This window comes from Occallatibacter gabretensis (genome assembly GCF_001449115.1).
GTDB classification, from domain to species: Bacteria; Acidobacteriota; Terriglobia; order Terriglobales; family Acidobacteriaceae; genus Telmatobacter; species Telmatobacter gabretensis.
The window spans coordinates 1,061,931-1,077,750 of record NZ_LAIJ01000009.1 but is presented as its reverse complement, the minus strand read 5'-3'; the positions used below and the strand labels follow the sequence as shown (position 1 = coordinate 1,077,750).

The window sequence follows — 15,820 nt, the reverse complement described above, 5'->3', positions numbered from 1 at the left end:
CACGCGAGCAGTCCGCTGAAGTTCTGAGGGAAATCCTCTCCGGCACGGTTCCAGATGTCGAAACCGCCGCATTCCTTGCCGTTCTCGCCACGCGCGGCGAACTGGCCCCGGAGCTGGCCGGCTTCGTCGAAGTCATGCGCGCCAACTCCGTTCCCGTCCCGCTCACCGATGCCGAACGCGAAGAGCTGGTGGACACCTGCGGCACCGGCGGCGGCGGTCCGCTTACTTTCAATATCTCTTCGGGCGCGGCGCTCGTCGCAGCAGCAGCCGGAGCCAAAGTGGCCAAGCACGGCAACCGCGCCGTCACCTCCCGCTGCGGCTCGGCAGATGTGCTGGAAGCCCTCGGCGTCCCCATCACGCTCGGCCCGGATCTTGCCGCTGAGTGCCTGCGCGAAACCGGATTCGTCTTTCTCTTTGCGCCGCACTACCACCCGGCCATGCAGGCCGTGCGCGAGCTTCGCCGTGCGCTGGGCTTCCGCACGATCTTCAATCTCGCCGGCCCCATCACCAATCCCGCAGGCGCGCGCAATCAGGTCATTGGAGTTCTCGCACCCAGCCGCGTGTTGCTAATGGGCCGCGCCCTGGTCGAACTCGGCGCACGCCACGCCTTCGTCGTCCACGGCTCCGATGGCATCGACGAGCTGACTACGACCGGCGAATCCATCGTCGCTCGTGTCTTCGAAGAAGAACCCGGCAAGCCGCCAGCGATGAAAGCCGCCCGCATCACGCCTGAGATGGCCGGCCTTCCCCTCGCCAAGCTGGAAGACTTCACCGGCGGCGACGTGGACACCAACGCCTCTCTGCTCTACGACGTCATCACCGGTCTTCCCGGCGCGCGCCGCGACATCGTCCTGCTCAACGCCGCTGCCGCGCTCGTGGCCGCTGGCCTCGCCGGCGACCTCAAGGAAGGCGTAGCCCTCGGCGCAGAGGCCATTGAATCCGGCCAGGCCGCAGCCACGCTGGCCAAACTCCGCAGCTTCGGCGAAAAGCACGGAACGTCTCAGTAACCTTGATCGTATAAAGAGTTACAGTCCCGTGCAGACCGCCCATGATAGTGTTAAATGCGCGTTAGAATGCCTGAAATACCCTGTAAACCCGCGTTCGCCCTGGCTGTCTTTGCTCTAGCAGCCGCTACGGGATTACGTGCGCAATCTGGGCCGCCCGTCATCGTCGAACCCGGCGCACCCGGCCAGCCATCAAAGACCCTCCCTGCCGACACGCGTCCCTCGGTACCCCCAGCCTCGCAGGCAGACGTTGAGTTCATGCAAGGCATGATTATGCATCACTCGCAGGCAGTCGAGATGACCGCACTCATCGCCTCGCACACCTCGAATCCCGCACTCACCTCGCTCGGTGCAAAAATCTCCAGCTCGCAGTCTGACGAAATCCGCTTCATGCAGCGCTGGCTTGTCGCACGCGGCCAACCCACTGACATGTCCATGCCCGGAATGCCTGAGATGGATATGGATGGCAACCCCATGAAGCCCATGCCCGGAATGCTCTCGCCCGCGCAGATGCAAGCACTTCGCGCCGCCCGCGGCCCGCAGTTCGACAGCCTCTTTCTCACCGGCATGATCCAGCACCACAACGGCGCGCTCATCATGGTCCACGATCTCTTCAACACGGCGGGCGCAGGCCAGGACGCCGATCTGTTCAACTTTGCCACCGATGCGGACAACACGCAGCGGGCAGAAATCAACATCATGCAAAAAATGCTGGATAAAAATTCGTCGGTAAAAATTTCGTCTGAAAAATCTTCGCTAAAGACAACTTCGGAGGACACACAGTGAACACCATTCGCAAGGCCGCTCTCTACTCTGCGGCGCTAACGGTTCTCGCCGTATCTGCGCACTCACTCGCGGCGCAGGCTGCGGCGCCAGCCCCGGCACCCGCCACCAAAGCTCCCGCCGCCGCACCGGAAAACCCATTCGCTCCCACCCCCGCGCCGCCGCTGCCCGCCGGCATGACCGGCTCTGACACCAGCGACCCGCGCTACACCCTCAAGCCCGGCCTCTATGACGCCGGTGAGGCCGCCATGGGCATCAAGCATCTGGCTCTCCTCAAGAAGCCAGACGCATTCCAGATCAACGCCTCCACGCCGGACGATCCCCGCGTGCAGAAGACTCTCACGCAGCTTGGCATGCCTCCCGGAATGAAGATGCCGCCAGCCATGCAGATGGTCATCGCGCAGCTTGCCTTCGCCAACTCGGATTTTGCTTTCCAGGGAAACCATCTCTTCCAGGGCAATTTCTACGGCATCAATATCTATGACATCTCCAACCCCGCCAAGACCTCGCTACTCACCTCGCTCATCTGCCCCGGCGGCCAGGGCGATGTCTCCGTCTACGGCAAGCTGCTCTTCATGTCGGTTGAAATGCCGAATGGCCGCCTCGATTGCAGCGCAGAAGGCTTTGCGCCTCCGCCAGCGCCCAAGCCGGGCACACCTCCCAGCCGCACGCCTCCGGCCGATCCCGCTCGCTTCCGCGGCGTCCGCATCTTTGATATTTCTGACATCAAGAATCCCAAGCAGGTAGCTGCCGTGCAGACCTGCCGCGGCTCCCACACGCACACCCTTGTCCTTGATCCCAATGACAAGGACAATGTCTACGTCTACGTTTCGGGAACCTCCTTCGTCCGTCCCGCCGAAGAACTCGCCGGCTGCTCCGGCGACGCACCGGACAAAGACCCCAATACCGCGCTCTTCCGCATTGAAGTTATCAAGGTTCCGCTCGCGCATCCTGATCAGGCCAAAGTCGTTTCCAGCCCGCGCGTCTTCATCGACCCGCGCACCGGCGCTCTCAACGGCCTCAACAACGGCGGCGCAGAGCACGGCGATGCCAAGGCCAAGTCAGAAGACACCAATCAGTGCCACGACATCACCGTCTATTCCGCCATCGGCCTCGCCGCCGGCGCATGCTCCGGTAACGGCATCCTGCTCGACATCAAGGACCCCGTGAACCCCAAGCGCGTCGATGCCGTCAACGATCCCAACTACTCCTACTGGCACTCCGCGTCGTTCTCCAACGACGGCTCCAAGGTCGTCTTCACCGACGAGTGGGGCGGTGGTCTCGGCGCTCGTTGCCGTCCCAACGACCCCAGCAAGTGGGGCGCGGACGCCATCTTCAACCTCAAGGACAACAAGCTCAGCCTGCAGTCCTACTACAAGCTCCCTGCCGCGCAGGGCGACACGGAAAACTGCGTGGCCCACAACGGATCTTTAATTCCGATCCCCGGCCGCGACATCGAAGTGCAGGCCTGGTACCAGGGCGGCATCTCCATCATGGACTTCACCGATCCGGCAAAACCCTTCGAGATCGCCTACTTCGACCGCGGCCCCATCGATCCCAAGATGCTCGTCCTCGGCGGCGACTGGTCGGCCTACTGGTACAACGGCAACATCTACGGCTCGGAGATTTCGCGCGGCCTCGACATCTTTGAGCTCACGCCCACCAAGTTCCTGAGCCAGAATGAAATCGACGCCGCCAAAGCCGTCAAGGTAGCCGAGCTCAACGTCCAGAACCAGCAGAAGATCATGTGGCCAAACAAGCTCGTCGTGGCCAAAGCCTACGTCGATCAACTCACCCGCTCTAAGGCATTGCCCGAAACCGACCTCACCGCCATCAGCGACAGCATTCAGCAGGCAGAGAAGTCCAAACTCAACAAGAAGTCCGCAGCCAAGCTCAAGACCCTCGCCGACCGTCTGGACTCAAGCTCGGCTTCAGTCTCCGACCCCGCAGACTCCAAGCGCGTAGCCGCCCTCTCAGCCATCCTGAAAGCCCCGACGGCGTAAACAAACCCGCAATAAAACAAGGCCCGCATGGATCACTCCACGCGGGCCGTTTCATTCCTCAACTCTCGCACAAAATGAGAAAGTGTCATCCCGAACGGAGCCGTTTTCTTCAGGCGAAGTGAGGGATCTGCGGTTGTTTTTCTGCTGAATACAATCGATTACAACCGCCGACTCAACATAGGTAACTGACGGCTTGCGACCCCACAACCGCAACAAGGCAAACGGAGCCTCTGCTACACTTCCCAAATCATGAAAGCAGAGACGCGTATGCAGATCGCAGAATCGATACTTAATCCCGCCTGCCCGTGGAAATTACCTCGGCTTAAATGGGAATTTCCGAAGTATCCGTACAAGAAGACTCTAATCGAGTGGAGAGCCCTTCTTGCCCTTGCCAAGCAAGGAGATGCTGAGGCTGAATACGAAGTCGCGGCGCTGTACGATGATGGATGCAAAACCCGCTCAGGAAAGATTCTTGTACGCCCATCTGGCCGTAAAGCGCTCGAATGGTATCGACGATCGGCAGCGCATGGCAATACGTCTGCGCAGACCAATCTCGGCGTAATTCTTAGTTCTGCAAAAGCGAGTAAAGAAGACCGCCGGGAAGCTCTCATGTGGCTTAAAAAAGCGGCCCGCGCGGAATACGAAACCGCCATCCAAAATACCGCTATCGTATATCGAGAAAACGGAGATTTGCGCCAAGCAGTGCATTGGTTCAGGAAATCTGCTGCTTTAGGAGATGATGGTGCGCGAATTCAGCTCGGTATTCATTGCTATTGGGGACGTGGCATCAGAGCCGATCACTCCGCAGCTATCCAGTATTGGAGAATGGCGACTAAGGGAAAGAACCTTTCAGAAGCTGAGCGCGACGATGCGTTCTTCTATCTTGGGATAGCCTACCTGGAAGGCAAGGGCGTTCGCTCATCACTTCGAATGGCACAGAAGTTGCTTCAACGCGCGAATATTGACAATGATCATCCCGCGGCACTTCGTCTTTTGAATCAGATGGAGAAAAGCTCAGCTAAGCGATGAGACGGTTGGCATGTAGAAAACTTGCATAGAATTACCTCCTTTATGCCATGCTCTGCCTGAAGTCAAAAAGCCCGGTCGAAGAGGATCGGGCCCTTCGCAATTTCCCTTATTTCCTATTCAATTCCCCCGCTTCATAACCCAAAGAATCCCACCCTCAATCACCCCATACAGCAGCGGCTTCGCATAATCCTCTTTGTTATGCCCCAGCGCGATATAAAACTCGCGCCCACCATCAAACTCATGCCACCACGCCAGCGGCAGCGGATTCGGAAACCCGCTCGGATCAATCTTCATCTTGTCCAGCGAGCTCAGCTTCGTTCGATCCGTCACCAGCACCGGATGGATATCAGGATTCAGATGGTCGATGAAATAGCACTCATCGGTCCACGCAAACTTCTGCGGCAAACCCTTCACCGCAGCAAATGAAGCATCAGCCACCTCAACAGTAAACGTCTGCATCACCGGATGCACCGCAAACTTCCCTCCCAGCACAGACTGAAAGTAAGGCCAGTCCCGCTCAGAACCAGCAGCCGAGTGTATGCCCACAAACCCTCCGCCCGCCTCAATGAAATGCTTGAAAGCCTCCCGCTGCACATCGCCGGTAAAGGCCTCATTATTGCTGTTCGAAAACACCAGTACCGAATACTGCTTCAAATTCGCATCGGTAAACACAGCAGGATCATCCGAAGCATCCACGGCGAAACCCTTTTCCGCGCCCATCTTCCGTATAGCCTCAACGCTCGAAGCAATATTGTCGTGAACATACCCTTTGCCATCCGGCGTATAGTTGCGCGTATACACCAGCACCCGCAGCGGCTTCTGAGCCGCAACCGGCACCAGCCCTGCGCACACAGTCAGAACAAGGAGCGCATTCAAAAAGCAATTTCGGAATTTCATCAGCAAGCGCATCTTCATCGAGCGCGATTATAGAACGATCCAGGAAGATGTATCCCCAAATTTCTTTGTACTATGGTGCCAGGTGCCTCGCATCCGAAAGACCCGATGACAGACTACGACGAGCAATCCTTCAAGTTCCTCACCGAGAACAGCGCGGACATGATCTTCCGCTGTGACTTCACACCCAAATTCACCTATGTCTCGCCGTCTTCCCTTCGTTTGCTCGGCAAAGCACCGGAAGAGTTCGTTGGCCTGCACCCCTCGTCCGCGGTCTTCGCCGAAGATATCGTCATTGTCCGCAAGCACATTGAAGCGCTCAGCAAGCCCGGCGCCGAGCCCTCCAACGTGGCCGTGCGCTTCTTTCACAAAAACGGCTCGCTGGTATGGATGGAAGTCAGCGCGCGCACGATCGAAGATCCCGAAACAGGCCAGCCGAAAGAAATGATCCTCGTCGCACGCGACCTCACCGAGCGCAAGAAGCTCGAGGACCAGCTTCTCGCCATGGCTATGACCGACGGTCTCACCGGCCTCGCAAATCGCCGCGCCTTCGATGCGGAACTCGAACGCCAGTGGACCCAGGTTGCGAGTGAGTGCTCTCAGGTCTCGCTCGTGCTACTCGACATCGACCACTTTAAAAAATTCAACGACGAGTACGGCCACCTCGCCGGTGACGACTGTTTGCGCGTGGTCGGCGCTGCCGTCAAGTCCGCCGTTCGAGCCGCCGATGTCGTCGCGCGCTATGGCGGCGAAGAGATTGCCATCATCCTGTCCTCTACCGATCCCTCCCAGGCCATCATCGTCGCTGAGGCCGTGCGAAAAGCCGTCGAGAGCCTGAACATCCCACACGCCGGCAATCCCGAAGGAGGCAGCAAGGTCACCATAAGCCTCGGCGTCGCCACCGCTCTGGCACGCGCGGGAGGAGCCATCCGAATGCCTGAGTCGCTCGTCCTCTCCGCTGACAAGGCCCTCTACATGGCCAAGTCTGAAGGCCGAAACTGCGTTCGCAAAGTCATGATGATGGCCGCGCCCAGCAAGCCGACGGAAGCCTAAGTAGCGAACCGATGTATGCCGCCCTACCGGCAGCGCAAAACCTTCATTTCGCGGAGCAGGTCTTCGTACCGGTATCGGCAACGCTCGCAATCATCCACTTTCCGTCTACACGGACCATATTGAATAGGTCCGTTCCGCAGTGATCCACCTTCCCATCCGCCAGAAAGTCGAATGGCGCCCACACCACGGCGAGATCGTTATCGATCCGGATCAGTGGATCGTGAATGCGTTCCTCAATCTGTGTCTTGCCAGGTTTGCCCACGCGCTCCGCAAAGGCTTCAAAGGTCATCTGCGTGGGCTTGCCGTCGCGCATCAGCACCATCGTGCCGCCAGGCAAAGTCGGAGCCTTAATCGCCGCGGCATCTCGTTTTGACATGCCATCAAACATGGCGTGGATCGGCGCCAGCACCGCTTGCTCCTCCGCCGACTGCGCAAAGGCGCAGGTTGTAGAGCTCGTTGCCAGAAGGGTGCCTAAAAAGAAAACCAACTGCTTTGCGTGCTTATTCATGCCCGCAATTCTATCTTGAGATCAGTCCCGGTAAACACCCGTCTCGAAAATAAAACAGCCGGAAAGAATGCCGTTGGATTCGCGCCCAGCCGCCATTGCCGGGTGAGAAAGTCCGACTATTTAAGCGTCGATAGAAAAGCCTGCGTCGCGCGAACAACGTCAGCTTCATTCGTGCGGACAATCTGATGATCGGCATTCGGAATCACCACAACCTGCCCCGACGGATTGTGCGCTTTGAGAAAGCTTATCTGTTCCATACATCTTGCATGGTCTCTCGTCTTCAGATCGGCAGCAGCCTTGGCATCTCGACGCGCCAGGTCGCTGTAATCATGCGGACAAGCCATAACTGCCAGAAATGGCGCATGGATGGTTGTAAATTTCTGCTCACCAAACTTGATCGCAAGCCCAATCACTGGAAGAGCGCCATCACCCTGCCCACCTGACGCGGAGACGTTGTAAGCCATCCTCCCGGCACTCTTGGAAAGCGCGGCGGCGCTGTCGCGGATTTTTTCGAGCACGGCCGGTGACAGCGGCTCACTTGCCTGAAATGCATCAATCTCACGCCGGACCTCAACCATATCCATCACCATGTCAGTTTCCTGCGGATCATAGAACGAGTAAGCATCCACCGCTTCCAGGTAGACCAGCCCCGCCACCTTGTCCGGATGGTATGTACCGATCCAACTGAGCTCTTCTCCCGCAATGGACTGTCCGGCCAACACAGGGCGATCCAGTTTCAACGCCGCAATGACATTCAGAACATCCTGTCCCAGCCGTTCGGCCGAGTAGTGGTCAGGCGATGGAGCAGGCTTGCTCGAATTACCAAAGCCCCGACGCGTAATCCCATATACGTGATACCGCGCCGTAAACTTCTGCGCGAAAGAATCGTAATCGTGGGCCACACCACCCAGTCCCTGCAAAAGAATCAGAGCACGCCCCGTGCCGCCCCAATCAATAACCTCCAGCTTCACGTCCTTATCAACTGGCACAAGCTGCACAACGGGAGCCGACTGTTCAAAGCCCCACGCAAGCGAGCCGCTCCAGCACATCACAACTGCCAACAGAACAAAACCAATCTTCTTCATATGTAGAAATACCTCTTCAGCGCCTCTCTATATGGCACTAAGCATAGATGAATGTTGAGTAGATGGCGGACGCGACCCACAGGCTGCCCCATCCATGCGCAGCTTTTCGCGCATGGGTGGGATAGCACTCGCCCTCCCCACAAAAGCATGTCATCCCGAACGCGACCCACTCTCTCACTACCGTGTCATCCTGAGCGAACCGGGGTCCCCACGGACAGGTCTTCGCCCGTGGGGTGGGAATGGGGCCCCGAGCGTTTTTCAGCTCGGGGGTGGTGAGTCGAAGGACCTGCTTTTAGCTAACTAACCGGCAGGCCAACTCCCCCACAAAAGCATGTCATCCCGAACGGAGCCGTTTTCTTCAGGCGAAGTGAGGGATCTGTGGTTGCTTTTTCTCTGATCTCTCCCACCCCGTGTGTCATCCCGAGCGAACGGGCCCCCAAACGTTTTCTTCAGGGGTCCCCAAAGAGCGACTTTTGCTCTTTGGGGCAGAGTTTGGGGGGTAGTGAGCCGAAGGATCTGCTTTTATCTTTCGTTAGTTCTCCGACAAAAATCCGTCATCCTGACGTAGCCGCTTTTCAGGCGGAGGGCCGGAGTCCCCAGCAAGCGATCTTTGCTTGCTGGGGTGGAAAGGGAAGGACCTGCTTTGTCTTTTAGCTAACTAACCGACAGACCAACTCGCCACTCCCCCACAAAGCATGTCATCCCGAACGGAGCCGTTTTCTTCAGGCGAAGTGAGGGATCTGCGGTTGCCTTTTCTCTGATCTCTCCCACGCGGCGTGTCATCCTGAGCGAAAGGGGCCCCAAACGTTTTCTTCAGCTCGGGGGTGGTGAGTCGAAGGACCTGCTTTGCTTTTTCGGAGGGAGTCGGGGCCTTCAGGCCCCATAATAAGCCGGCTCAAAAATCTGGCCTTTAGGCCCGGAAATATCCTCAGCAAAGCAATTCCGCCACCACACAGGGTGCCCCATCCATGCGCAGTTTTTCGCGCATGGATGGGATACCACTCCCGCCAACCCACCACTCTGCTTGTCATCTTGGGCGAACCGGGTCCAAGCAGCACCCATTTCTAAACATAACGGCGTTTTTCAGGACTGATCTGCCCAAAGATGAGGTCACTGTTGGGGATAGCATCTGATCGGTCCGCCGAGTGGACGGATGGAAGGCTTAGGGTACAGTGTGGCCTCGACCGGATAGGCAATTACGGAGGCAGCAACTCCGGCTTGTTTACCCTCGTAATCGGTACATTTTGGCACTGGTGAGTGAGCCAGACCCGTTTGTTGCTGCAGCTTGCTCCAGCAACTCTCGCCAAATTTTGGGATGGAACATCCAGCACTCGCCACTCTAAGGTAGCGAAGGACGATCTGATTGGCGGACGTAGGGAGGAAGTTAAAATCCCTCTCTCCACGAGCTTCGAGCGCGACAGACTCCTCGAAGTACTTCGTTTTCGCATCGGCCTCAAATGCGGCGAATGGAATACCGCTATTCCCATCCCCATCAGGCCCTTCGAGGAAAATCAGATCGTGCTTCACTCCCCCAAAATATCCATTCCACGGCACAAATTTCTTGCCCTCTTCGCTCCACACGGTGAACTCCTTTTCACCAGGCTGTAGGGCCTGCAAGCATTTGGGAAGGTGCCCGGGCTGCACTGATCCGAGCGCGATCGATTCTGCGCCTTTTACGCCGGGATCGTTTTGCTCCTTAACCATAAAATGGTTGTAGTACCAGCAGGTCACGGTCACATGCCTGTTGTCGTTGCTCATCAGGTACGTTGAGCGTCCTAGGTCTAGCACTGTCTTGTGAAGCGGCTTATCGAAGGACTCGGCAAGCCCAGCTTGGGAGACAAGCAAAACCGCTGCAAGAAAGCCTCCAACGATGGTTGCAATGTTCATTTGGGAATAGTACGACCTAGGTAAGAACATTGTCCGTATCTGGCTTTTTGGTCCACATGGCTTCGTTCAACTGGATTGGTAACGAGAAGTCGGATTCTCGAAAGTTGTCGGTACCACCAGTGACCCCGCCCGTTCTCCGCATCCCAGTTCTCCCGGCAAAAAATCCGCACTCTACCCAAAATACTTTGCGTAGAATTACCTGCCTTTATGCCATACTCCTTCTGAAGTCAAAAAGGCCCGGTCCACAAGGATCGGGCCTTCGTATTTTCCGCAGCCGCATAGCAGCAGAGGCACAAAGGGGACGAACGAAATTGGTGCCCTCAAACATCACAAAATGGTGCAACAAATGCGCATATTCGCCGCATTTTGGCCGCATTTTCGCACCCTTTTTCGAGCAGGGAATTGGCGTCAACCATATGCAAATAAGCATCTTATTTCGCAAGAAAACAGGAAAGCGCAAAATTTTTTCCCGATACAGATTCTGTATTTCTGTAAATCTGTAATTCTGTAAGCCCGCCCCGCACCGGCGCTTTTCACCACCATTTCATGCTCAATACATCGCAAACCTTACAATAAGGAGTCGCGTTCTTAGGAACGAAGCCCTTAAAAGTCTGAGGTTTTGCTGTGTCGAATATCCTTGAAAATCTCCCTGTCGGCAAAAAAGTCGGCATCGCCTTCTCCGGCGGCCTTGATACCTCCGCCGCGCTGCACTGGATGAAGCAGAAGGGCGCCATTCCCTACGCCTACACGGCCAACCTCGGCCAGCCCGACGAGACCGACTACGAGGCCATCCCGCGTAAGGCCATCGAATACGGCGCGGAAAAAGCGCGCCTCATCGACTGTCGCCTGCAGCTCGTGCAGGAAGGCATCGCGGCCCTGCAAGCCGGCGCATTTCACATCTCCACCGCCGGCGTAACGTACTTCAACACCACGCCCCTCGGTCGCGCCGTCACCGGCACCATGCTCGTCACGGCGATGAAAGAAGACGCCGTAGACATCTGGGGCGACGGCTCTACTTTCAAGGGCAACGACATCGAGCGCTTCTACCGCTACGGCCTGTTAGTCAACCCGAACCTCCGCGTTTATAAACCGTGGTTAGACGCGGCATTCATCGACGAGCTTGGCGGCCGCGCCGAAATGTCCGCCTTCATGCAGAAGTCCGGCTTCGAGTACAAGATGTCCTCCGAGAAGGCGTACTCGACCGACTCAAACATCTTGGGTGCAACCCATGAAGCGAAGGACCTCGAACATCTCTCCAGCTCCATCCGCATCGTGCAGCCCATCATGGGCGTTGCAAGCTGGCGCGGCGACATAGACGTGAAGCCCGAAGAAGTCTCCATCCGCTTCATCGAAGGCCAGCCGGTCGCACTCAACGGCAAGGAGATCGCCGATCCCGTCGGGCTCCTCCTCGAAGCCAACCGCATCGGTGGCCGCCACGGCCTGGGCATGAGCGACCAGATCGAGAACCGCATCATTGAAGCCAAGTCTCGCGGCATCTATGAAGCACCCGGCCTCGCACTGCTCTACATCGCCTACGAGCGCCTCATCACCGGCATCCACAATGAAGACACCATCGAGCAGTACCGCGAAAATGGCCGCAAACTGGGCCGCCTGCTCTACCAGGGCCGCTGGTTCGATCCGCAAGCCATCATGCTCCGCGAAAGCGCGCAGCGCTGGGTAGCCCGCCCCATCACCGGCGAAGTCACCGTCGAGCTGCGCCGCGGCAACGACTACTCCATCCTGAATACTGACTCGCGAAATCTGACCTTCAAGCCCGAACGCCTCTCGATGGAGAAAACGGATTCCGTCTTCTCCCCTCGCGACCGCATCGGCCAGCTCACCATGCGCAACCTCGACATCACCGACACGCGCGAAAAGCTGCTCACCTACGCCGAAGCCGGCCTGCTCACGCTCTCAACCGGCGCGAACATGCCCCAGCTCGGCAGCGACAAGAAGAAGTAATCCAGCACCAAATCAAACGGCGCAGACATCTCAAGATGCCTGCGCCGTTTCTATTCACGAACCACTGCAATGCAGTTACACAACTGCATTGCGAGCAATCACCGTCTTGTACCACTCCGCGCTCAGCTTCGGATACCGCTTCAGCGTCTTGTAGTCCACGTAGTGAATGCCGAAGCGCTTTGAGTATCCATCGGCCCACTCAAAGTTATCGAGCAAACTCCACAAGAAGTAGCCCTTGATCGGATAGCCCTCAGCCGCCGCGCGGTGCAGTTGCGTAACGTAATTGCGCAGGTACATCACACGGTCAACATCCCCGACTTGGCCCTCCGGCGTCAGCACATCGTCGCTTGAGCAGCCATTCTCGGTAATGTACATCGCCGGCGGATGCCACAGCTCGCACACGTTGCGTACCGCCCAGTAAATACTCTCCGGACCAATGTTGAGCCAGGGCGAAGCCATATGCGGATACGAGCTTGGGTTCTGTACAACCGCAAAGCCCAGCGGCCCATCTGCTGCGCGCACATACGTCGGCGTGTACACGTTGTGGCCTACGAAGTCGAGCTTTGATCCAATCGCCTTGAAGTCATCCGGCTCCCACTTCGGCGCGTCTGCACCGTGGTACTTCAGATACTCCTCAATGTACTTGCCTTCCATAATGGCGGTAAGGAACTGCGCGTTCAGAAGGCGAGTCGCCTTCTGCGCGGCCTTGATGTGCTCTTCGGTCTCAATCACCGGCACACATACCGTGGCGTTTTCTGCCAGGCCCACCAGCGTTCCTGACGGCGCATTTGCGCGGATTGCCTGCACGCCCAACCCATGCGCCAGAATGCCGTGATGACACACCTGGTTTGCCTCGCCATTCGGCAGCTTCAACCCCGGCGCAAACTGTCCTATGCGATAGCCAAGATCCGTAAAACATGTCAGCTCATTCGTCGTCATCCAATTCTTCACCTTGTCGCCAAGGTGCTTCGCCATATACCCCGCATAGTCTCCAAAGGCCTTTGACGTGTCGCGGTTCTGCCATCCACCCGGCAGCGCCGCCGGCAGATCCCAATGGAAGAGCGTCACATACGGCGTAATGCCCTTGGCCAGCAGATCGTCCACCACGCGATGGTAGTAGTCCAGGCCCTTGGGATTCGGCGTGCCTTTGCCTTCAGGAAAGATGCGCGACCAGGCAATCGACATGCGGTAAGTCTGCACGCCCAGATTTTTCAGCAGCAGCGCGTCTTCCTTGTAGCGATGGTAGGAGTCATCCGCCACGTCACCCGTGTCTCCGTTATGCGTCTTGCCCGGCGTGTGCGCAAAGATGTCCCAGTTCGTCTCGCCGCGGCCGTCTTCCTTCACCGCGCCTTCAATCTGATAGCTGGCCGTGGAGCAGCCCCATTTAAAGCCCTCCGGAAATTTGAGGCTGACGGGCTTGCGCTCGTACGACTGGCCAAAGGCAAGTCCAGACGCTGCAAGGCCGGGCAGGGTAACGCCGGTTGCGGCGGCTGCAGCGGTGGCAGCTGCGGTTTTGCCAAACAGGCGGCGAGAGATGGCTTTCATTTGAGAGGGCTCCTGAAATGTGCGAATAGAGGCTGCGGAAACGTTTTAGCAGAGCAGATGCACCGCAGCCAAGGACGAATTCTAGCAGGCGATCGAGAGAGCCAATTGTAAAGAATTCTTATCTTCAAATCCCGACCGATGGACAATGGCGTGCTTAGGGATCTGAATAGATCAAGCAGAAATGTCATAAATACTTTGCAAAGTAATCAATTTTTTGCTCGATTAGATCACTTTCAGCGTGTTAGTTTTGTTCGCGCAGCATAAAACCCTTCTTGAGGAAACCCCAAAATATGCTTAAGAACGCATCTCTTTTCCTCGCTTCCGCGGTCGTGCTGACCGCCCTTCCCGCCAGCTTCGCGCGCGCGCAGGTTGTTATTGCTCCCAGCACGCCCCAAATCGGCTCGTCGAATCCGGTCACGGCGGCGCCGCTTGTATCACGCCCTTCCACGAAACCTTGCATCGTGCCGCTCTTCACGGATCTCGCTTTTGATAACTTCACTCCGGCAACCTTCAACTATGCACCACCATCCGACTGCCGCGGCCCGTGGGCCAAGGTGGTTTTCACGGCAGACTTCACCGTCTCTGAAGGCCGCCAGTTTGACCGCACGGCTTCCTTCTACCTGGGCCATGCCAGCATCTACTACGGCACTACAGCTGAGCCGCGCGCCGCGCTTAGCCCCTCCTGGCATGTGGAGCGTGACGTGACTGACCTCTCGGCGATCTTCAAGTCCGACCAGACAGGCGAAGCGAACATCGGCAATTTTGTTGGCGTTTCTGATGGCGTGACGTACAACGGCATTATCTACGCCAACGCAGCGCTGGAGTTCTATCCCGCCTCATGGCGTGATCCCGCGCCTGCTGTGCCTGACGTCGTGGTGCCTGTGAATGGATCAGGCGGTGACGCCGGCACGCTGAATACGACCACCGATACGATTTCGCAAACCCTCAACCTGCCTGAAAATGTGGAGAGCGTCTATCTGGACGTGATTGCGCAGAACCAGAGCGGCGACGAGTTCTTCTACTTTTGTGTTCCCAACGATCAGGCAAACAACCTGCTAAGCTGCGGCAATACCCCCTTCCGCGAAACGGAGATTGCGATTGATGGCAAGCCTGCCGGAGTGGCGCCGGTGTATCCATGGATCTTTACCGGCGGCATCGATACGGCTCTCTGGGAGCCAATCCCCGGCAATCAGACCCTGGACTTCAAGCCATATCGCGTAAACCTGACACCTTTCGCCGGGCTGCTCTCAGATGGCAATGCGCACACCGTGGCAATCAGCGTCTTCAACGCCAACAGCTATTTTCTGGCTACGGCCAACCTGCTGGTTTATGAGGATCACAACGGCCGCAAGGTGACGGGCGGCGTAATGGAGAATACGCTCTCCGCCGCGCCGGATCCCACAGTGGACGAAAACATCGCGTTCAACTCGAAGACCGGCGAGTACACCGGCACAATCAGCGTGGGCTCAAAGCGCTCCTTTGCCATCAAGGGCTATGTGAATACCTCGCATGGGCGCGTGGAAACCACCGTTCAGCAGAATGTCAATTTCATCAACACGCAGGAATTCGACGTGAACCCGGTCACTGAAGCGCAGGATCTGCAGAACGTGCAGCAGAACACCACGGTGGACTCTTATGTAACGACGCGGATCGGGCTGTTTACAAGAACCAGTGAAGAGCACTTTGCTTATCCGCTCAACCTCAACTATCACTTCTGGATCGATGCGAGCGGCAATGAACTCCAGAACACGAGCGTGGACCAGAAGTTTACGTTGACCAAGGTAGACCGTTTCTTCGGCATCCCTGACTTTGCAAGCAGCACACTGGAAGAGACCAAGGCGCAGGACGATGTCAACTTCTCAACCGGCGCGACATCAAACAATGCCACCTCGCAGACCTATCAGTATGAAGACTCGCGTGGCGGCTGCTACAGCGAGACGCTCACCGCAACCAACAAGGCGCTGACGGGCGTATCGAAGGGCTGCAAGCACGAGTAAATTCCCGCGAAGGTCACAAAAAACAAACCCCGCGCCGAAGTTATCGACGCGGGGTTTCTGCTTTGCGAAC

General features: G+C 57.3%; 12 protein-coding genes. 7 read left to right on the top strand and 5 right to left on the bottom strand.

Annotated features, from left to right (window positions below; genetic code table 11):
- The 4 genes from trpD to VO84_RS10720 all read left to right on the top strand — a co-directional run.
- The coding region (gene trpD / locus VO84_RS10735; protein ID WP_082662060.1) for an anthranilate phosphoribosyltransferase at positions 1–1,007 on the top strand (1,007 nt) is incomplete at its 5' end.
- Positions 1,008–1,073: 66 nt separating this feature from the next.
- Positions 1,074–1,790: a DUF305 domain-containing protein gene (locus tag VO84_RS10730; protein ID WP_058187611.1), complete on the top strand. Its 717-nt coding sequence runs from the start codon at positions 1,074–1,076 to the stop codon at positions 1,788–1,790.
- A complete protein-coding gene (locus VO84_RS10725; protein ID WP_197413981.1) occupies positions 1,787–3,790 on the top strand; it encodes an LVIVD repeat-containing protein in 2,004 nt (667 codons plus the stop codon). The genes VO84_RS10730 and VO84_RS10725 overlap by 4 nt, the downstream gene beginning before the upstream one ends.
- 249 nt (positions 3,791–4,039) lie before the next feature.
- On the top strand, positions 4,040–4,819 hold the full coding sequence (locus tag VO84_RS10720; RefSeq protein WP_058187610.1) for a tetratricopeptide repeat protein: 780 nt from the start codon (positions 4,040–4,042) through the stop codon (positions 4,817–4,819).
- A gap of 117 nt (positions 4,820–4,936) precedes the next feature.
- On the opposite strand, the gene VO84_RS10715 is transcribed toward VO84_RS10720, so the two are convergent.
- Positions 4,937–5,734, bottom strand: a complete 798-nt coding sequence (locus VO84_RS10715; RefSeq protein ID WP_058187609.1) for a ThuA domain-containing protein — start codon at positions 5,732–5,734, stop codon at positions 4,937–4,939.
- Between the two features lie 54 nt (positions 5,735–5,788).
- Here VO84_RS10715 and VO84_RS10710 point away from each other — a divergent pair, with 54 nt between their 5' ends.
- Positions 5,789–6,766 (top strand): sensor domain-containing diguanylate cyclase, encoded by a 978-nt coding sequence (locus tag VO84_RS10710; protein ID WP_231737883.1) that lies wholly within the window; start codon positions 5,789–5,791, stop codon positions 6,764–6,766.
- Positions 6,767–6,809: 43 nt separating this feature from the next.
- Here the strand turns inward: VO84_RS10710 and VO84_RS10705 are convergent, their stop codons facing one another.
- The 3 genes from VO84_RS10705 to VO84_RS10695 all read right to left on the bottom strand — a co-directional run bounded on the left by VO84_RS10705 (position 6,810) and on the right by VO84_RS10695 (position 10,246).
- The gene (locus tag VO84_RS10705) at positions 6,810–7,274 is read right to left on the bottom strand and encodes a nuclear transport factor 2 family protein (RefSeq protein WP_082661895.1); all 465 of its coding nucleotides are present in this window, start codon (positions 7,272–7,274) and stop codon (positions 6,810–6,812) included.
- Positions 7,275–7,390: 116 nt separating this feature from the next.
- Positions 7,391–8,359 (bottom strand): alpha/beta fold hydrolase, encoded by a 969-nt coding sequence (locus VO84_RS10700; RefSeq protein ID WP_058187608.1) that lies wholly within the window; start codon positions 8,357–8,359, stop codon positions 7,391–7,393.
- A gap of 1,110 nt (positions 8,360–9,469) precedes the next feature.
- The gene (locus VO84_RS10695) at positions 9,470–10,246 is read right to left on the bottom strand and encodes a hypothetical protein (protein WP_157439824.1); all 777 of its coding nucleotides are present in this window, start codon (positions 10,244–10,246) and stop codon (positions 9,470–9,472) included.
- Positions 10,247–10,870: 624 nt separating this feature from the next.
- Between VO84_RS10695 and argG the strand changes: the two genes are divergently transcribed.
- Positions 10,871–12,208 (top strand): argininosuccinate synthase, encoded by a 1,338-nt coding sequence (gene argG, locus VO84_RS10690; protein ID WP_058187606.1) that lies wholly within the window; start codon positions 10,871–10,873, stop codon positions 12,206–12,208.
- Between the two features lie 75 nt (positions 12,209–12,283).
- Here argG and VO84_RS10685 read toward each other — a convergent pair whose 3' ends face one another.
- A complete protein-coding gene (locus tag VO84_RS10685; RefSeq protein ID WP_082661894.1) occupies positions 12,284–13,753 on the bottom strand; it encodes a GH1 family beta-glucosidase in 1,470 nt (489 codons plus the stop codon).
- 290 nt (positions 13,754–14,043) lie between these two features.
- Between VO84_RS10685 and VO84_RS10680 the strand changes: the two genes are divergently transcribed.
- Positions 14,044–15,750 carry a peptide-N4-asparagine amidase gene (locus VO84_RS10680; protein WP_058187605.1) on the top strand — a complete coding sequence of 569 codons (1,707 nt, stop codon included), beginning with the start codon at positions 14,044–14,046 and terminating at the stop codon, positions 15,748–15,750.
- Positions 15,751–15,820 lie beyond the last annotated feature (70 nt).